Annotated in this window: 18 protein-coding genes; 5 read left to right on the forward strand and 13 right to left on the reverse strand. The window is 67.7% G+C overall.

Annotation, left to right across the window (positions count from 1 at the left end; all coding sequences use genetic code 11):
• Positions 1 to 125 precede the first annotated feature (125 nt).
• Positions 126 to 1,034, forward strand: a complete 909-nt coding sequence (locus BM397_RS25340; protein ID WP_092429983.1) for an AraC family transcriptional regulator — start codon at positions 126 to 128, stop codon at positions 1,032 to 1,034.
• Between the two features lie 46 nt (positions 1,035 to 1,080).
• On the opposite strand, the gene BM397_RS25345 is transcribed toward BM397_RS25340, so the two are convergent.
• Positions 1,081 to 1,389 carry a cupin domain-containing protein gene (locus BM397_RS25345; RefSeq protein WP_092429929.1) on the reverse strand — a complete coding sequence of 103 codons (309 nt, stop codon included), beginning with the start codon at positions 1,387 to 1,389 and terminating at the stop codon, positions 1,081 to 1,083.
• Between the two features lie 23 nt (positions 1,390 to 1,412).
• On the reverse strand, positions 1,413 to 2,153 hold the full coding sequence (locus BM397_RS25350; protein ID WP_092429931.1) for a FadR/GntR family transcriptional regulator: 741 nt from the start codon (positions 2,151 to 2,153) through the stop codon (positions 1,413 to 1,415).
• 328 nt (positions 2,154 to 2,481) lie between these two features.
• Between BM397_RS25350 and kduI the strand changes: the two genes are divergently transcribed.
• From kduI to BM397_RS25365, 3 genes are all read left to right on the forward strand, one after another.
• Positions 2,482 to 3,306 (forward strand): 5-dehydro-4-deoxy-D-glucuronate isomerase, encoded by an 825-nt coding sequence (gene kduI, locus BM397_RS25355; RefSeq protein ID WP_092429933.1) that lies wholly within the window; start codon positions 2,482 to 2,484, stop codon positions 3,304 to 3,306.
• Positions 3,306 to 4,049, forward strand: coding sequence for a 2-dehydro-3-deoxy-D-gluconate 5-dehydrogenase KduD (kduD, locus tag BM397_RS25360; protein ID WP_092429935.1), 744 nt, complete (start codon positions 3,306 to 3,308; stop codon positions 4,047 to 4,049). The genes kduI and kduD overlap by 1 nt, the downstream gene beginning before the upstream one ends.
• Positions 4,050 to 4,208: 159 nt before the next feature.
• Complete coding sequence (locus BM397_RS25365; protein WP_092429937.1) at positions 4,209 to 4,862, forward strand: NAD(P)H-binding protein; 654 nt, start codon at positions 4,209 to 4,211, stop codon at positions 4,860 to 4,862.
• Here the strand turns inward: BM397_RS25365 and BM397_RS25370 are convergent.
• The 5 genes from BM397_RS25370 to BM397_RS25395 form a co-directional block, all read right to left on the reverse strand.
• Positions 4,851 to 6,809 carry a multiheme c-type cytochrome gene (locus BM397_RS25370; RefSeq protein ID WP_092429939.1) on the reverse strand — a complete coding sequence of 653 codons (1,959 nt, stop codon included), beginning with the start codon at positions 6,807 to 6,809 and terminating at the stop codon, positions 4,851 to 4,853. The genes BM397_RS25365 and BM397_RS25370 overlap by 12 nt on opposite strands.
• A 127-nt stretch (positions 6,810 to 6,936) precedes the next feature.
• Complete coding sequence (locus BM397_RS25375) at positions 6,937 to 7,599, reverse strand: SH3 domain-containing protein (protein WP_092429941.1); 663 nt, start codon at positions 7,597 to 7,599, stop codon at positions 6,937 to 6,939.
• Positions 7,596 to 8,621, reverse strand: a complete 1,026-nt coding sequence (locus tag BM397_RS25380) for a L,D-transpeptidase (protein ID WP_092429943.1) — start codon at positions 8,619 to 8,621, stop codon at positions 7,596 to 7,598. Before BM397_RS25380 ends, BM397_RS25375 begins: the two co-directional genes overlap by 4 nt.
• 71 nt (positions 8,622 to 8,692) lie before the next feature.
• The gene (locus BM397_RS25385) at positions 8,693 to 8,974 is read right to left on the reverse strand and encodes a hypothetical protein (protein WP_092429945.1); all 282 of its coding nucleotides are present in this window, start codon (positions 8,972 to 8,974) and stop codon (positions 8,693 to 8,695) included.
• Between the two features lie 435 nt (positions 8,975 to 9,409).
• Positions 9,410 to 9,763: a GlsB/YeaQ/YmgE family stress response membrane protein gene (locus tag BM397_RS25395; RefSeq protein ID WP_092429949.1), complete on the reverse strand. Its 354-nt coding sequence runs from the start codon at positions 9,761 to 9,763 to the stop codon at positions 9,410 to 9,412.
• A 477-nt stretch (positions 9,764 to 10,240) separates the two neighbouring features.
• On the opposite strand from BM397_RS25395, the gene BM397_RS25400 reads away from it, so the two are divergent.
• Entirely contained in the window at positions 10,241 to 11,695 is a 1,455-nt protein-coding gene (locus BM397_RS25400; protein WP_245696218.1) for a DUF2252 domain-containing protein, read from the forward strand.
• A gap of 21 nt (positions 11,696 to 11,716) precedes the next feature.
• On the opposite strand, the gene BM397_RS25405 is transcribed toward BM397_RS25400, so the two are convergent.
• From BM397_RS25405 to BM397_RS25430, 6 genes are all read right to left on the reverse strand, one after another.
• Positions 11,717 to 12,898: a GAK system CofD-like protein gene (locus BM397_RS25405; RefSeq protein WP_092429953.1), complete on the reverse strand. Its 1,182-nt coding sequence runs from the start codon at positions 12,896 to 12,898 to the stop codon at positions 11,717 to 11,719.
• A 176-nt stretch (positions 12,899 to 13,074) separates the two neighbouring features.
• Positions 13,075 to 13,413 carry a YciI family protein gene (locus tag BM397_RS25410; protein WP_092429955.1) on the reverse strand — a complete coding sequence of 113 codons (339 nt, stop codon included), beginning with the start codon at positions 13,411 to 13,413 and terminating at the stop codon, positions 13,075 to 13,077.
• A 131-nt stretch (positions 13,414 to 13,544) separates the two neighbouring features.
• The gene (locus tag BM397_RS25415) at positions 13,545 to 13,973 is read right to left on the reverse strand and encodes a protein tyrosine phosphatase family protein (RefSeq protein ID WP_092429957.1); all 429 of its coding nucleotides are present in this window, start codon (positions 13,971 to 13,973) and stop codon (positions 13,545 to 13,547) included.
• A gap of 10 nt (positions 13,974 to 13,983) precedes the next feature.
• Positions 13,984 to 14,436, reverse strand: a complete 453-nt coding sequence (locus tag BM397_RS25420; RefSeq protein ID WP_092429959.1) for a DUF6691 family protein — start codon at positions 14,434 to 14,436, stop codon at positions 13,984 to 13,986.
• 1 nt (position 14,437) lies between these two features.
• Complete coding sequence (locus BM397_RS25425) at positions 14,438 to 14,866, reverse strand: YeeE/YedE family protein (protein ID WP_092429961.1); 429 nt, start codon at positions 14,864 to 14,866, stop codon at positions 14,438 to 14,440.
• 118 nt (positions 14,867 to 14,984) lie between these two features.
• Positions 14,985 to 15,848, reverse strand: a complete 864-nt coding sequence (locus BM397_RS25430; RefSeq protein ID WP_092429985.1) for an MBL fold metallo-hydrolase — start codon at positions 15,846 to 15,848, stop codon at positions 14,985 to 14,987.
• Positions 15,849 to 16,177: the final 329 nt, after the last annotated feature.

The following is a 16,177-nucleotide window of genomic DNA, read 5'->3' on the forward strand; positions in this document are numbered from 1 at the left end:
CCATCCCGTAGCGTCAGCTCGCCCCCTCCTCGGGGCTGGCGGGTGACAGGCGGTCCTGTACAGTTGTATGATGAATTCATGACAGATGACGAGCGTGGATTGAATTCACCAGGATGGCGAAAAAGATGGACGAAATCGGAGGTTCAATTCTCGACCGCGTGCCCGCCTCGGCGCTGACCCTGACGCTGACCCGCTCGGCCATCCGCATGCAGCACTCCGCGCTCTGGCGGATCGAGAAGGAGAACCCGGTCGAGGACCTGGTGATCGCGCTCGAGGGACGGGGAGAGTACCTTGTCGGCGACGAACGCCTCTCGCTCGAGCCGGGCGAGGCGATGCTGCTGCGCCGGGGCGAGACCTTCACCGGCTGGAACGAAGGCGCGGGGCTCTACACCGGGCTGGCGCAGCATTTCACGCTGGGGATCTACGGCGACACCGATCTCGTGGCGCAGATGGACCTGCGCCGGAAGGTGCGGCTGTCGCGCTGGGACGAGCTGGCGCTGCTGGTGCGCAGCTACCGCGAGAGCGCGCCGCCCAATTCGGTGACGCTGATGCAGCATCACCTGTTCATGGTGTTCCTGATCGCCTTCGTTGACGATGCCTTCCTTGGCTGGCGGCAAGGCGGGGCGGTGCCCATGGACGGGGCGGCGGCGATCGATCTGGCGGTGATGAAGGCGGCGGCGCAGATATCGACCGCGCCGCTCGATCCGGAGGTGGCAGCGCTGGCGGTCGAGGCGGCGCCTTACAATGCCGACTATTTCCACCGCGCCTTCCGCGACCGGCTGGGGCGCACGCCGCGCCAATACCAGGAATATTGCCGGATGGAACGCGCCATGTCGCTGCTCGAACGGGGTATGAGCCCCTCGCAGGTGGCCGGAGAGATCGGCTACGGCGATCCCTATTATTTCAGCCGCGCATTCAAACGGCAGATGGGCATCAGCCCGCGCGGCCACCAGCAACGGGTGAAGCGCGCGCAGGACGGGCAGGTGATGGGCATGGACGAGGCCGATCAGGCGCGGGCGCTGGGACAGGGGTAGAGGTGGCTGTAGGGCTGGCCCGGCTCACGGCGCGCTGTTGGCGAGGTTAAAGGAAATCATCCCGCCGCGGGGTGAAACAGTCGATCAGTCGCCCGGCATCAAGGCACTCGCAGCCGTGCTTGGCGCCCGAGGGGATCACGAAGCTGTCGCCCGGCTTCACGTCGAAGCTCTCGTCCCCGAGAAAGAAGGTGAAGCGCCCGCTCTCGCAATAGGTCGACTGCACGTGCGGGTGGTGGTGCATCGCCCCCTTGGCGCCGGTCTCGAAGCGGAATGAGACGACCATCAGTTCGGGGCTGTCGGCCAGCACCTGGCGGGCGACGCCGGTGTCGGGAAAGACGACGGGAAAGCTGCTCATGGCAATCTCCTTGGGTACGGGACTCACTGCCCGCTTTTGCGCAACAGGTTGCGGTAGCGCGATTGCGCGCCCTTGAGGTGCAGGCGCATGGCAAGCCGCGCCGCGTCTTCGTCGCCGTCGATGATCGCGGTGACGATGGCCTCGTGTTCGGCGTCAATGGCCTGCAGATAGGGGGCGGTGGCGGCGTCCTTGGTGTCGTTCAGCGCGTGGCGCGGGATCAGACTGGCGCCGATCATCGACAGGAAGTCGCGGAAACGCGGATTGTTCGTGGCGTCGGCAATGGCGAGGTGCAGCTCGAAATCGGCCAGCGATGTGGGCTCTCCGGCGGCGGCATGGGCGCGCAGCGCCGACAGCGCCTGCAGGATCAACTCTTCCTGCGCCGGAGAGCGGCGCAGCGCGGCCAGCCCCGCCGCCTCGACCTCGACGGCGGTCCGCAACTCCAGCATTTCGATCATCGAGGAGATGCGCACGAAATCGATGTTCTGGAAGGGCAGTTCCAGCTCGGGGCGCTGGTCGAGCACGAAGACCCCGGCACCCTGCCGCGGTTCCACCAGCCCGTCGTAGCGCAGCGAGGCCACGGCCTCGCGGACCACGGTGCGGCTGACCTCGAACTCTTCGGTCATCTTCGCCTCGCTCGGCAGGCGGCTGCCGGGCGCATACTGGCCGCTTTCGATCTGTGCCCGAAGGCGGTCGCGCACCTGTTCGACAAGGGTCTTTCCGCTGCCGCGGGAAGGGCGGGCCGTCGTGAGTTTCTGCTCGGTCACGTCTGTCGTCTTCTCGTTCCTGGCTGGATGCGACCCATATTACAGGTTTCCGGGGGGCTGTCCACGTCGGGCTCAGCGGAGGTCGCTTGCGGTGGTTGGCCCCAGATGTAGCAAAGGGTGCCACTCCCGAGGCTCCAAGGGCATTCTTTCGAGGTTTCGCGCCGTGTTGCGCCCTGGTCTGGTCTGCAGCCGTCGCTCGGTATAGAGGTCAGATGGCTTTGCTATGTTGTATGATAACATCTTGAAGGCGAGGCGCATCCGTGGTTCCTTGGCCGCGACAGCCGCGGCGGAGTCGATCCGGCTGCGCAGCCTTCCTGGGAGAGAGAACATGCTGACCGTCGAGACCCGACACGCCATCCACCCGAGCCACGCCCGCGACATGTGGACCGAGGAGCTGCGTGAGCATTTCCTTGCGCAAGGCATGTTCCGCGAAGGAGAAATCCGCCTCGTCTACACCCATTACGACCGCTTCGTGATGGGCGGCGCGGTGCCCGGCAGCGGCAGGCTGACGCTGGATGTGGTGGAAGAGACGAAGACCCCGAGCTTCCTCGACCGCCGCGAGATGGGCATCGTCAACATCGGCGAGCCGGGCACCGTGGAAGCGGGCGGCGAGACCTACGAGATGGGGCGCGGCGATGTGCTCTACCTTGGCATGGGCAGCGGCGCGGTGAGTTTCTCGGGGGCCGGGCGCTTCTACATCACCTCCTGCCCGGCGCATAAGGCCTACCCGTCGAAGCTGGTCACCCTTGCGGATTGCAAGGAGGTCACCATGGGCGCGCCGGAGACCTCCAACAAGCGCACCATCAAGCAGTTCATCCACCCGCAGGTGATGGAGAGCTGCCAGCTGATCCTCGGCTACACTTCGCTCGAGGAAGGTTCGGTCTGGAACACCATTCCCAGCCACATCCACGACCGCCGGATGGAGGCTTATCTCTACTGGGGCATGGACGAGGAGAGCCGCGTGCTGCACCTGATGGGCGAGCCCGACGAGACGCGCCACCTCTTCGTTGCCAACGAGGAGGGCGTGGTCAGCCCCAGCTGGTCGATCCACTCGGGCGCCGGCATCGGCAAGTACACCTTCATCTGGGCCATGGCCGGCGACAACGTCGACTACACCGACATGGATTTCATCCAGCCCAAGGATCTGCGCTGATGCCGGGGCTGTTTTCTCTCGATGGCAAGCGCGCGCTGGTCACCGGTGCCAACACCGGCATCGGCCAGGCCATCGCCGTGGCACTCGCCGAGCAGGGGGCCTCGGTCACCTGCGTCGGGCGGCGCGCCTGTGACGAGACGGTGGCGATCATCGAGGCGGCGGGCGGCGCGGCGGACTCGCTGCTGCTCGATTTTTCTGACCCGATGGCGGGGCGGGACGTGTTCAAGGGCGCGGGCTATTCGCTTCTGGTCAACAATGCCGGGATCATCCGCCGCGCCGACAGCGTGGACTATTCCGAAGAAGACTGGGATGCGGTGGTCGACGTCAACATGAAGGCGGTGTTCTTCACCTGCCAGGCCTTCGGCCGCGAGCTGATCGCGACGGGGCAGGAGGGTGCGGTGGTCAACATCGCCTCGCTGCTGTCCTTCCAGGGCGGCATCCGCGTGCCGGCCTACACGGCGGCCAAGCACGGGGTGGCCGGGATCACCAAGATCCTCGCCAACGAATGGGCGCCGCACGGGATCACCGTCAACGCCATCGCGCCGGGCTATATCGCCACCAACAATACCGCGGCGCTGCGCGAGGACCCGGAGCGCGCGAAGGCCATCCTCGACCGTATTCCCGCCGGGCGCTGGGGCGATCCCGAGGACATTGGCGGCACGGCGGCCTACCTCTGCTCGCGCGCGGCGCGCTACGTGACCGGTGCGGTGCTGAATGTCGACGGCGGCTGGCTGGCGCGCTGAACGCTTGCCGCGCGTGCGGCGCGGGCGGGACCGCCTCCGGCGGGCGTATTTTGAAAGAGAAGAAGCGGCGGGGCGCGATCCGGGGTGGGTCGCGCCCCTTCTCTTGAGAACTGCGGTTCGGGGGCCATCTGAAGGAGAGCAAACGGAAAGGCTTCTCCCATGTCCCGCATCCTTCTCATCGGCGCCACCGGCGGCGTCGGCCATCGTCTTCTGCCGCTGCTGGTCGAGGCCGGCCACGCGGTCACCGCGCTGCACCGTACGCCCGCGCAGGGGCAGGTGCTGCGCGCAGCGGGGGCCACGCCGTTGCAGGGCGATCTCATGGAGATGGACGCCGCCGCGATGACCGAGGCTGCCAAGGGTCAGGACGTCATCGTTTTCTCGGCCGGTGCGGCGGGCAGCGGGCTCGACCGGACCGCCGAGATCGACGGCCAGGGGCCGGTGAAGATGATCGCCGCAGCAAGCGCCAATGGCATTTCGCGGGTCTATCTCGTCTCGGCCATGCCCGAGGCCGGGCGCGGCAGGGAGGTGAAGCCCAATTTCGAGGTCTACATGCAGACCAAGAAGCAGGCCGATGCGGCGCTCGTTGCGAGCGATCTCGACTGGGTGATCCTGCGCCCCGGCACCTTGCTGCACGAGGACGGGGATGACGCGGTGCGCCTCTCGCCCGCCATTCCCTACGGAGCCGTCAAGCGTGGCAACGTGGCGGCGGTGCTGGCGCGGCTGATCGACACGCCGGCGATCCGGCGCGAGATCTTCGAGCTGACCGATGGCGACACCCCGGTGGCCGAGGCGGTGGCCGGCCTAATCCGCTGACGGCGGCGGCAGCAGGTCCATGTCCGCGCCGGTCAGCTCGCGGCGCATCATCTGCAGCGTCACGTTGCCGGGGTTCCTTGCCAGCGCGGCATCGAGAAGCGCGCGGCCCTGGGTCTCGTCGCCGGTGGCAAGGGCGATGCGGACCTGCATGATCCAGGCGTCGCTCAGTTGCGGGTCGAGCCGGGTTGCCTCGGCGAAGGCATTCATGGCGGCAGGCATATTGCGCATCACCAGCGCCATGCCGCCCATCTGCAGGTGGGTTTCCGGGAAATCGAGGCGGCTGGCCATGGAGGCCTGCCATTCGCCGAAGGCGGTGCGCAGGGCCGTCTCGTAGCGCGGCGGCATGCGGGCGATCTGCGCGTCGAGCAAGGATTGCGCCGCCGCCATGCGCACCGAGCGCGAGGGATCGCTGAGCGAGGCCATGATGCGCGGGGCGCGCTCCATGGCGGGGGCGGCGCGCTGCAGGCGGACGGCGGCGCTGCGCACCAGCGGATCGGGATCCTGCAAGAGCGCCTCCAGCGCCGCGGCCTCGGCCGGATCGCCCGCCTGTTCCAGCAGGTAGATCGCCGTGGCGCGTACGATGCCGGCCATATCCGTGTCCTGCGACAGGCTGCGCAGCTCGGGCGCGGCGCGGGCGGGATCGCGGCGGCCATGGGCGAGCACCTCGCCGTAATGCGGGCCGCGATGGGTGCTTTCGGGGAACCACTCCTCGAGCTTGGCCGCAGCCCATTCGGGGCTCTGGTCCTCGTGGCAGGTGGTGCAGGCGTCGGGGGCACCGATCTCGGCATCGAGGTCCGGGCGCGGGATGCGGAAGGAGTGGTCCGCCCGCCAGTCGTTGCCCATGTAGACGCGCTCGGTCATATGGCAGGTCTTGCACTGCGCGCCCGCCGAGCCTTCGGGGTGATGCGTGTGCTCGGGCCCGTCGAAGACCTGAAGCGGCAGCGAGGGAAATTCGGGGTTGCCCGCCGGGCTGTGGCACTGGGTGCAGACGGCGTTGCCCTCGGCGATCAGCTCGGCCTCGTGTGGCAGGTGGCAATTCGAGCAGCTCACCCCTTCGGCGTACATCTTCGATTGCAGGAAGGAGCCGTAGACGTAGACCTCGTCGAGGATCTGCCCGTCCGCCTCGTAGGCGCCCTCGCGCAACAGCGAGAGGTTGTATGTGTCGTGATAGGGCGTGCCGGGGATCGGGTTGCCGTCGGTGTAGGGTTCGCGCCGCGAGTGGCAGGTGGCGCATTGCTCGATCATCTGCGCGGGCTCGGACATGTCGACGGTGAAGCCATGGGCAGGGGGCGGGGCCTCCTGCGTGGTCTCGTAGGTCTCGGCCCAGTCGGCATGCGCCGATCCGGGACCGTGACAGGCCTCGCAGCCGACGCCGATCTCGACCTGCGTCGAGGCGAAGCTGCGCGCCTGCGGGTCGTAATTGGCCTCGAAGCCGGTTGCATGGCAGGCGGCGCAGCGGCTGTTCCAGGTCTTGTAGGGGCCTGTCCAGTGCAGCCCGTCGTCGGGGGTGTAATTCTGCTGCGGATAGAGGTGGAACCAGCCACCTTTTTCCGTGTCCCAGACCACGTCGAAGCTCTGCAGGCGGCCCGGGGCGGTCTCGAGGATGTATTGCTGCAGCGGCTCGACGCCGATCACCGAATGCACGTCGTACTCGGTGGTGAAACCGTCGCGCTCGGTGACGCTGACATGGGCCTTGCCCTCGGGCGTGAGGCTGAAGCGCGCCTGCATGTCGCCGAGGATGAACTCGGTGCCGTCGAAATCTGCGGTGATGTTCTGCGCTGTCGCCTCGGTCCAGGCGAGGGCGTGGTGCGAGCCCTCCCAGGCCTCCCCGGCGGCCTCGTGGCACGCGATGCAGCGCTCGGAGCCGAGGTAGTCCTGCGCGACGGCGGCGGAGGCGAAAAGGACCGTCGCGAGGGGCAGCAGGAGGCGGGCGAGGCGGTGCAGCATGAAATGGGGTCCGGAACGAAAATCATCGGCAGAAAAACGACTTGCGGCGCAGGGCGCATCAGGAGTGATCCTTTCCGAGCGATGCAGTTGCGTCAACCCTCGGTAGAGGGTTTGCGCGTCGCAAACGTCACTCGAGCGAGATCATGAGCTGCCAGTCGCCACCTGCGCCGCTGCGGTCGGCGAGGCGGATCAGCAGCTCACCGCCCTCGGGCAGGATGAGCGTGAGCGGGGCACCGGCGTCACCACGGGCGAGCAGGGTGGCGGGGCGCACGAAGGCGGCGATGCCGATGTTGCCGGGGGCCGCGAGGCTCAGCGTCACCGCCTCATCCGCCGGGGCTGTGGTGATCAGGTCATGGATGCCGCCGGGCGCCAGCGTGCCGTAGACCAGACCGCCGCGCAGCTCGAGCTCTTGCGTTTCGCTGGCGGGAACGGCGGGGCTGCGCAGCGCCGCCGGATCGGCCCCGGCATAGGGGGCAAGATAGCCTGCCGCCACCCATCCCGCGCGCGCGCCGTCGAGGCTCTGGATCTGGCACCAGGGCTGCGGGTCCTCGACACAGCCGAGGTTGCGCAGCAGCGCGCCGGGGTCGAGCTCGGTGACCACCGGGGCCCCGGTCGAGGGTGCGCCGCGCATCCGCAGGCTGCCTTCGCTGGTGACATAGACGAATTCGCTCTGCGGCAGCTGCGCGACGGGCTGCGCCTGCAGCGGGGCAGCCAGTGTCTGTGTCAACGCCAGTGCAAGGGCAGTGAACAGGGCGCGCAGGGGGCTGGCCGGGCGCAGCGTGAGGATCATGGCCGGGGCGCCTCCTCGGGTTCGGCAGAGCGCAGCAAGCCGCTTTGCATGATGACAAACCCCTGCTCCGAGCGGCGGTCGGGGGTGGCGGCGATGTCGGAGATCACCAGCGTCAGCCCGGGGTGGGCGAAGCCGAGCAGCCGCTCACGGGTGACGGAGGTCAGGATCAGCCGGTCGAGGATACTGGTCTCCGGCTGCAGCGGGCGCTGCGGGTCAGGCTGGTGGGTGACGCCCAGCCAGCGCAGGCGGCCCTGCTCGGCGGCGCTCAGAACCAGCACATGCTCGCCGAGCGGGCGGTCATCGTCGAGCAGGAAGCTCTCGGTCAGCACCTCGCGCCCGTCGCGCAGCAGGGTGATGCGGCGATCGGGCGAGGTCACCAGCGCGGTGGTGATCGGGAAGGGATCGGCCTCGTCCCATTCGTCGGGCCAGTCGGAAGGACGGCGGCGCACCTCCAGCTCGCGCACCGCGCCGTCCAGTTCCGCCTCGCTCAGCCGCGCCAGCACGAAGCCGGGGTGGATCAGCTCCCAGGGATCGCTGCTGTGGCCCGAGACGATCACCGGCGTGCCGAGGTGGGTGACCTCGAAGAGCAGTTCCGAAAAGGCGGTGGGCAGGCGCACGCAGCCATGCGAGGCGGGATAGCCCGGCAGGTTGCCCGCGTGCAGCGCGATTCCGTCCCAGGTCAGCCGCTGCATGTTGGGCATGGGGGCGTTGTTGTAGAGCGAGGAATGGTGATCGACGTCCTTTTGCAGGATGGTGAAGACGCCGGTGGGGGTCTCGTGGCCTTCCATGCCGCTGGTGCAGGTCGAGACGGCGATGCGCACGCCGTTGCGGTAGACATGCACGCGCTGCTCGGGCAGCGAGACGATCACCGCCACCGGCCCGCGCGGTGCCCGCTCGGGGTGCCAGGTGAACTCGCCAGGGACCATGCGGTCGATCTCCAGCGGCAATTCCTGCGCCCGGAGCGCGGAGCCGAGCGCCAGCGTGGCGCCTCCAGCGCGCAGCAGGGCACGGCGGGTCAGCATGGGCACACGCGGGCGGCGGCATCGGGGCGGGGCAGCGAGGCGGTCGTGCGGAGAGGGGGGCAAAGCATGGATCAGCGGTGGTTTTCTGTGTTTGCGGAAGAGACCCCGCGACGCAACAGCGCCACGAGCAGAATATTGAGGAGCGGGGCCAGGGCCGCGAGCCAGGGCCATGCCGCCTCGGGGAAGGCATCGATCATCCGGTTCCACGGCAGGCCGAGCGGCACGAGAAACACTCCCGCGAGCGGATCCCTCGGCGTGCCGAAGAGGCCGAACTGGCCAAGCACGAAAAGGCCGAGCGCGGCCATATAGGCCAGGATCAGCCCCCAGAGCAGGACGCTCAGGCCCGCCCGCATCGTCGCGCCTCCTTCGCAGCGCCAGTGCCCGGTAAATGTCGCATCAGTCCCCGGTCACTTGCGGCCCGTCGATGCGTCTGGCGGTGGTGCCGCTGGCAGCGGCCGCGCCCTCCCGGTGGCTGCGCTCCGCGCTGACGCGGGGCTTCTCCACCTTGCCGCGCGTGGTGGCGTGCGCGCCGATTTGAGCGATGTCTGCCGCTTCCGTGGCCGTGCGATGGCACACCGCCAGGGCAAGCCCGTCTCGGCCGACGGGCAAATGTCGGCGGTGGACGCCTGTGGGGAACTGGCGGTGCCGGGCGCTGCAAGCGGGGCTGCACTGAAAGTGGCACCGGGAAATCCGCCGCGGGTGGTCCTGTCGCGGTGTTTCCCCGGGTGCCACCCCGTGCGGTTCCGCGCCCTCCGGCGGGAAAGTTTGCCCGCCGCAAGGCAACGGCTTCAGCGCGCCGCGCCGCGCAGCAGGCGGACGACGAGAATGAGGATGATGGCACCGATCACCGCGGCGATGATCGACGGGATCAGCCCGGCCCCGAAGGACACGCCGATCAGCGGGAAGAGCCAGCCCGCGACCAGCGCGCCGCCGATCCCGAGGATGATGTCCATGACGAGGCCCGAGCCGCCGCCCTTCATGATGACGCTCGCAAGCCAGCCGACGATGGCGCCGATGATCAGCGTGACGATCAGCCCGACCAGCGCGTTGCCGCCCGTGGCCACGGCGTCTTCGGTCGCTTCCTGCGCGAGGGCAGGTGGTGCGAGCAATGCCGCTGCGATGAGGATATGGAGCTGTCTCATGATGTCGTCTCCTTGGGTGAAGTCGCCGCGCGGGCTGCGCTGGGGCATGCCCCGGGGGCGGTCGTGATGCGGTGCCGGGATGGCGGCGCGGGAGCCCTGTCGGGGCGGAAGGTGTGGAGAGGCGCAGGAAGACGGGGGAGGACGCGGCGGTCTTCCCGGCTGGCGTGGCGCTGGGGCGTTCAGAACAGGCAGCCGTCAAGGTGATCCACCCTCGAAGCAGTTCCGTCTTGGCGCGCACAGAATGGATCTCGAGCGGTGCCCGGAAGGGCGGCGCTGCGACAACGGGCAACTGCGTAAAATGTTCGATTCGAAAGAAATTCAGACTGGATAACGCGAGTAGGTTACCGGAAATGCCCGGATAAATATCATACATTCCACAATCATCTTATTCCGGCGGAACTCTGCTTTGCGCGTGCCTGTGGAACCCGTGCCGCTGCCCCCATGTTGAAGGGGCAGCCACGCAGAACGGAGAGCCAGATGAGCACGAGCCCGAAGAGCCGCCCCCGGAAAACCGCAGAGCCCGAGACCGCTCAAGAGGGCGCAGAGCCCGGCTCGGGCGCGGCGGAACCTGTCGGCGAGATGCGCCGGCGCACCGAGGAGTATGCCCGGCTCGCCCGTCGTGCCGACGATGAGGCGCTGGTGTTTCGACCTCGAGATCTGACGGGGCAGGCGCGGCGCCTGCACGTGCGAAGCACCATCATCGAAGACCATCAGGTGCGCATCGACCAGAAGGCGGCAGGGGCCGAGGAGAAGTTCAGCGTTCTGTCGGACTCGTTCTTCTCGTTCTTCCGTGGCACCTCGCTGCTGTTTCACCGGGACATGGCAGGGGAGGACGCACGCATGCCCACGGTGCTTTGCCTCGGCGACGTGCACCCGGGCAATTTCGGCGTCATGCCCAATGCCGACAACGTGCCGATCTTCGGGGTGAACGACTTCGACGACGTGATCTATGGCCCCTTCGTCTGGGACCTGAAGCGCGGCGCGGTGGGCTTCATGATCGCGGCGGAGGAAGAGGGCGGCTATGGCCGCAAGAAACAGCGCAAGATCGCCCGAAAGTTCCTGCATGGCTACCGCGACGGGATGGCGTTCTTCGCGGAGCACAACACCGAGCTCAACGTCGAGATGCGCGAGGACAATTGTCCGAAGATTATCCGCCCGCTGTTCAAGAAGGTGCGCCGATCACGCGAGGATTGGCTGAAGGGCCGCTATCTCGAAGAGACCGGGCGGGGCTTTCGGGCCAATGACGAGCTCACCCCGGTGAGCAGCCGGGTCGAGGAGTTCCAGAAGCTGGTAAAGGCGCTGGCCGGGCAGAACGGCATCAAGGCGGGTGGCCGCCACGGGCCGCTGAAGGTCAAGGACGTGGCGATGCGCCACGGGCAGGGTACGGCTTCGCTGGGATTGCCGCGCTACTACGTGCTGCTCGAGGGCCCGTCGGAAAACGCAACGGACGACATCATCATCGAGTTCAAGAAGGCGCGGCGCTCGGCGCTCGAGGGGCTGGTGCCGGCGCATGACTTCGACGCAGGAGATCAGGGCGACCGCATCGCCCACGGCCAGTCGGTGCATCTGGCGCAGGGGGATGTCTTCTACGGCAACGTCGAGATCGAAGGCGAGAGCTTCATGTCGCGTGAACGCGCGCCGTTCCGCAACGATGCCGACCTTGATGATTTCTCCAAGAAGGAGTGGAAGCGCTACGCCTTTGCCTGCGGACGGGCGCTGGCGCAGGCGCATGCGCGCTCCGACGATCTGGGGCAGCTCGACTACGATATCGAGCCGGCGATCCTGCAGGCGATGGAGCCGGCGGAGCTGTTCTTCGACGATATCCTGTGTTTCGCGGAGGAAGCGGTGCTGCGGCTCCGCGAGGACCACGCGATGTTCCGCCGCGATCTCGAACTGGGGGCTTTCGAGGTGACCGAGAAGCGCTACCGCTGAGACGGCGAAGGCCGGTGGCGCTCAGACCAACGACACCAGCGCCGCGCAGGCGAGCCGCCGATCGTAGCGTTCGGGCTCATCGCTGACCAGCGGTAGCCGGTGGCAGGGAATGCCGTGGCGCTCGGTGACTTCGGCGCAGGCGGCCGGATCCTCCGAGCTGTCGCAGAGCACATGGGTCATCAGCCGCGTCGCGGGCACCTCCATCCCGGCATCGGCACGCAGCGGCGCGAGGATCGCAGCGACCCGGTCGGCCAGCGTCAGCCCAAGAGCCTCGGGGTCGGTGCCGAGGCTGGGCAGGTAGACCTTGGGCACCTCGCAACGGGCAATGGTGCGGCCGACCCCGGCGGGCAGCAGGTTGGCGACCACCGAGGAGAAGAGGCTCCCTGGCGGGTAGCAGATCAGGTCGGCCCGTCGGATCAGCTTGCGATTGCGTTTTGGCAGGGGCACCGAACCGGGGTCGATCTCCTTGCCGTGCTCGCTGAGGAAGAGCCGGGCGATGGGCGTGTCGATCGGCGGCGCCTCCTTGCCGCTGATCTGCCGCTGGCCATGGATCCGCCGCCCGTCGGTCAGCTCGACACCCAGTTGCAGGTTGCAATCCACAACGCCGCGCACCGTGCCGCGCACATCCACCATCTTGGACATCAGGAAGAGCACCGGTTCCAGCAGCCGCCCGTGGGCGAGGTAGCCACCGGCGAGGATCAGGTTGCCGATGCTGGCCCCCCGGAAATCGAAATCCATCGGCGCGGCCACGAGGAATTCGCGCAGGAAATCGCAAATCAGCTGGCCCATGGGGGTCGAGACCGCCCTGATCAGCGGATGCTTTCCGGCAACCAATTCTTCGACCTCGGTACGCAGGGCGGTCGGCTCGCCGTCCTTCGGCAGGCGGTGGCTGAACAGCGCGTAGATGTCGGGCTGGCCGAGATCGCTTTCGTCGGCGAGCGCCATGAGGCGGCTGCGCAGATCGCCCACCGCGGGCATGTCGAAGGCCTCGCGCAGCACCTGGCTGCTGCCGCCGCTGTCGAAGGGGGTGATCAGGTGGGCGGAATTGTAGGTGTAGCTCTTCAGCGCGCGCGAGATCTTGTTGAGCGCGCTGCCGCCGCTGAAGAACAGCAGGCGCGGCCCGAGGTGCGGTGCGCTGAGCGAGCGTGCGACGCGCAGGGCGTCGGGCAGCTCGGCGCTGCGCTGAAGCATGATCCTGGTCATTCGGGCACCCGCTTATGTCTCCGCCCTGCCGCTCGTTGGCGATGATTGTGCCAGAGCTGGCGGGTCCTGCGAAGCCCCGGCGCGCGGAGCGGCGGATTTTTTCCTGTCTACATCGGGGTTTGCGAGGGGGTTTGCGAGCGAAGCTCTACAGTATGACTGCTCCGGCATCGGCCGGGTCAGCTTGCCGGGTCGTACATGAACTCTCGCAGTTCCTGCGGGCAGCGGCAGGCGATGGCGATCTTCTGTGCCCAGTGCACCGCCGCCGCGCGGTTCGGCAGTTCCAGCACGGTGAAGCCGCCGGTCAGGTGGCTGCCGCGATAGATCTCGGCCTCGATCTCTCCGTCGGCGGTGACCAGCACCGGCTCGACCGCCTCGTCGATGCCGCCGCCGAATACGTAGACGCCCGCCGCCTTGGCTTCTTCGATCACCGCATGGGCGGCGTCGGCGACCTGCGGGAAATCTTCCTCGGTGACCACCATGGCTTCGCTGGGAAAGGAGATCAGGTACTTGGTCATGAGGCAGGATGGCGCGCGGGCCGGCTTCGGGCAAGATGCCGGCGCAGCGCGCGCCGTTTTCCGCCGTTCGCAGGGCGACGCAAAAAGGCCGCCCTAGTGGGCGGCCCTTTCGGATCAGTCCTGTCCGGCGCTCAGCCGCGCTCGGCGATGGCGTTCAGCGTCGGGCGCATGCCGTCGAGCGAGTAGCCTGCCTTGGCGGTCGCCAGAAGGATGTCGTCGGTCGGCATCTTGCCCGCCTGGCCCATCGCCCAGACCGTCGCGCAGCGCGTGCCCGAGCGGCAGTAGGCAAAGACCGGACCGGGAGCGGTCTCGATCAGCGCCGCCTGCTCGGCCACCAGATCGAGCGTCAGCCCGTCGTGGGTCACCGGCAGAACCGCGAACTCCATGCCCGCGGCGCGCACCGCGGCGCCGATGGTCTCGGCCTGCAGCTCGGGCGGCACTTCGCCGTCGGGCCGGTTGCAAATCACCAGCTTGAAGCCGGCTTCTGCCAGGGCGGGGACATCCTCCACCGCGATCTGCGGCGAGACGGTGTAGCGGGGGGTGATGCGGTTCATATCCATGGCAGACGGGTTATTCCGCCGGTACCGGCTTGTCGAGTCTCCTGCGCAGGGCAGGGGCCACGAACATGCCGGTGAGCATTGCCGCGACGAAGACGTAGAGCCCGGCGCCGCCGTAGCTGAGCGAGGCGATGGACGGTCCCGGGCAGAGCCCGGCGAGGCCCCAGCCGATGCCGAAGAGCACCGAGCCGATCACCAGCTTGCGGTCGATCTGCGTGCCGGGCTGCGGCGGCAGCGGGGTACCGAGCGCGGCACGGGTCTTGCCGCGGGCAAAGAGCCAGGCCAGCGCCATGGGGATCATCGCGCCGCCCATGACGAAGGCGAGCGTCGGGTCCCAGGCCCCGAAGACGTCGAGCCAGCCCTGCACCTTGGCAGTGTCGGTCATGCCGGAGATGAAGAGGCCCGCGCCGAAGAAACCGCCGGCGACAAGGGCGAAGAAGAGGCGGGCCGGAGAGGAATTGCCCATGTCAGATCACTCCCAACAGGTGGCGGAAGATCACCACGCCGACACCGCCAGCGAGGATGTAGCAGCAGGTGGCGACGAAGCCGCGCAGCGACAGGCGCGACATGCCGCAGACGCCGTGGCCCGAGGTGCAGCCGTTGGCCAGCCGCGTGCCGATGCCGACCAGCAGGCCGGCGGCAACCAGCACGGGGATGTTGTCGGTGATGTGGGTGTCGACCGCGCCGCCGTAGAGCGGCAACAGCAGGACCGGCAGCAGGATGACCCCGGCGAGGAAGGCGATACGTTCCCACTTCGAGTCGCCCGCCGATCCGTCGACCAGCGCGCCGATGATCCCCGAGGCGCCCATGATCCGCCCGTTTACGAGCAGATAGACGGCGCCCCCGGTGCCAATCAGCAAGCCGCCGATCAGGCCCCAAATCCAGTCAATTGGCATATGCGCGATTCCTTTGCCGAGCGGCCGCCCCCAAATGCGCCCGCTGTTCGTGGTGAGAGGAGCGCGCCCCGCCCGGAAGCGGAGCGCGCCAGAGGTCGTGAGTGGTGGCCTTATGCGGTCAGAGCTTGTTGACCGGCACCTTCAGGAAGACGTCGCCCTTTTCATCGGCGGGCGGCATCTGGCCGGCGCGCATGTTGACCTGCAGCGACGGGATGATCAGCTTCGGCATGGCAAGGGTCGCGTCGCGCGCATCGCGCATCGCGACGAATTCCTCGGCGGATTTGCCGCTGCCGATATGGATGTTGAGCGCCTTCTGCTCGCCCACGGTGGTCTCCCAGGCGTAATCGTCGCGGCCCGGGGCCTTGTAATCGTGGCCGACGAAGATGCGGGTCTCGTCCGGCAGCGCCAGGATCTTTTGGATCGAGGCGTAGAGCGTTTCCGAGGAGCCGCCGGGGAAGTCGCAGCGGGCGGTGCCGAAGTCGGGCATGAACAGCGTGTCGCCGACGAAGGCGGCATCACCGATCACATAGGTCAGGCAGGCCGGGGTGTGACCCGGCGTATGCAGCACGTCGCCGCGCAACTGGCCGATGTGGAAGCTGTCGCCCTCCTGGAAGAGCTTGTCGAACTGCGAGCCGTCGCGCTGGAACTCGGTGCCCTCGTTGAACACCTTGCCGAAGGTGTCCTGCACCACGGTGATGCGTTCGCCGATGCCGATCTTGCCGCCCAGCTCGCGCTGGATGTAGGGCGCGGCCGACAGGTGGTCAGCGTGCACATGGCTCTCGAGCAGCCAGTCGACCTTGTAGCCCTTCTCCTTGACGAAGGAGATGATGGCATCGGCCGAGCGGGTGTCGGTGCGGCCCGAGGCGTAGTCGAAATCGAGCACGCTGTCGACGATTGCGCAGGCGCTGCCCTCGGGATCGCGGACGACATAGGAGATCGTGTTGGTGGCCTCGTCGAAGAAGGCGGTGACTTCAGGTGTCATCATGGAATGATCCTCCGTTTGGCAGTCATATAGGCAAAGCTGAATGTGTGTTCAAGGATTCGTTGCGATTGACCCATATCATGGCCATCATCGGTGTGTTGGTGCACGATTCCCGCTGAGGGTTCCTCAAGACCGGAACCGGAAAGCGGGGCCTTCCATCGCGCTGACGGGGACGACCACGTGAAAGCAGTAATGCACCTCTATCGAGCCGGGGCAGGGTCCCGACTCGCCGGGGGTGGTCGCGCGCCGCGGTTCTGTGCCGTGCGGCTCAAGTTAAGGCAGTCCGAAACGGCACGGTAAGGCCTCTGGGCCCGTGCCACAGACGGCAG

Source organism: Alloyangia pacifica (genome assembly GCF_900116195.1).
GTDB classification, from domain to species: domain Bacteria; phylum Pseudomonadota; class Alphaproteobacteria; order Rhodobacterales; family Rhodobacteraceae; genus Salipiger; species Salipiger pacificus.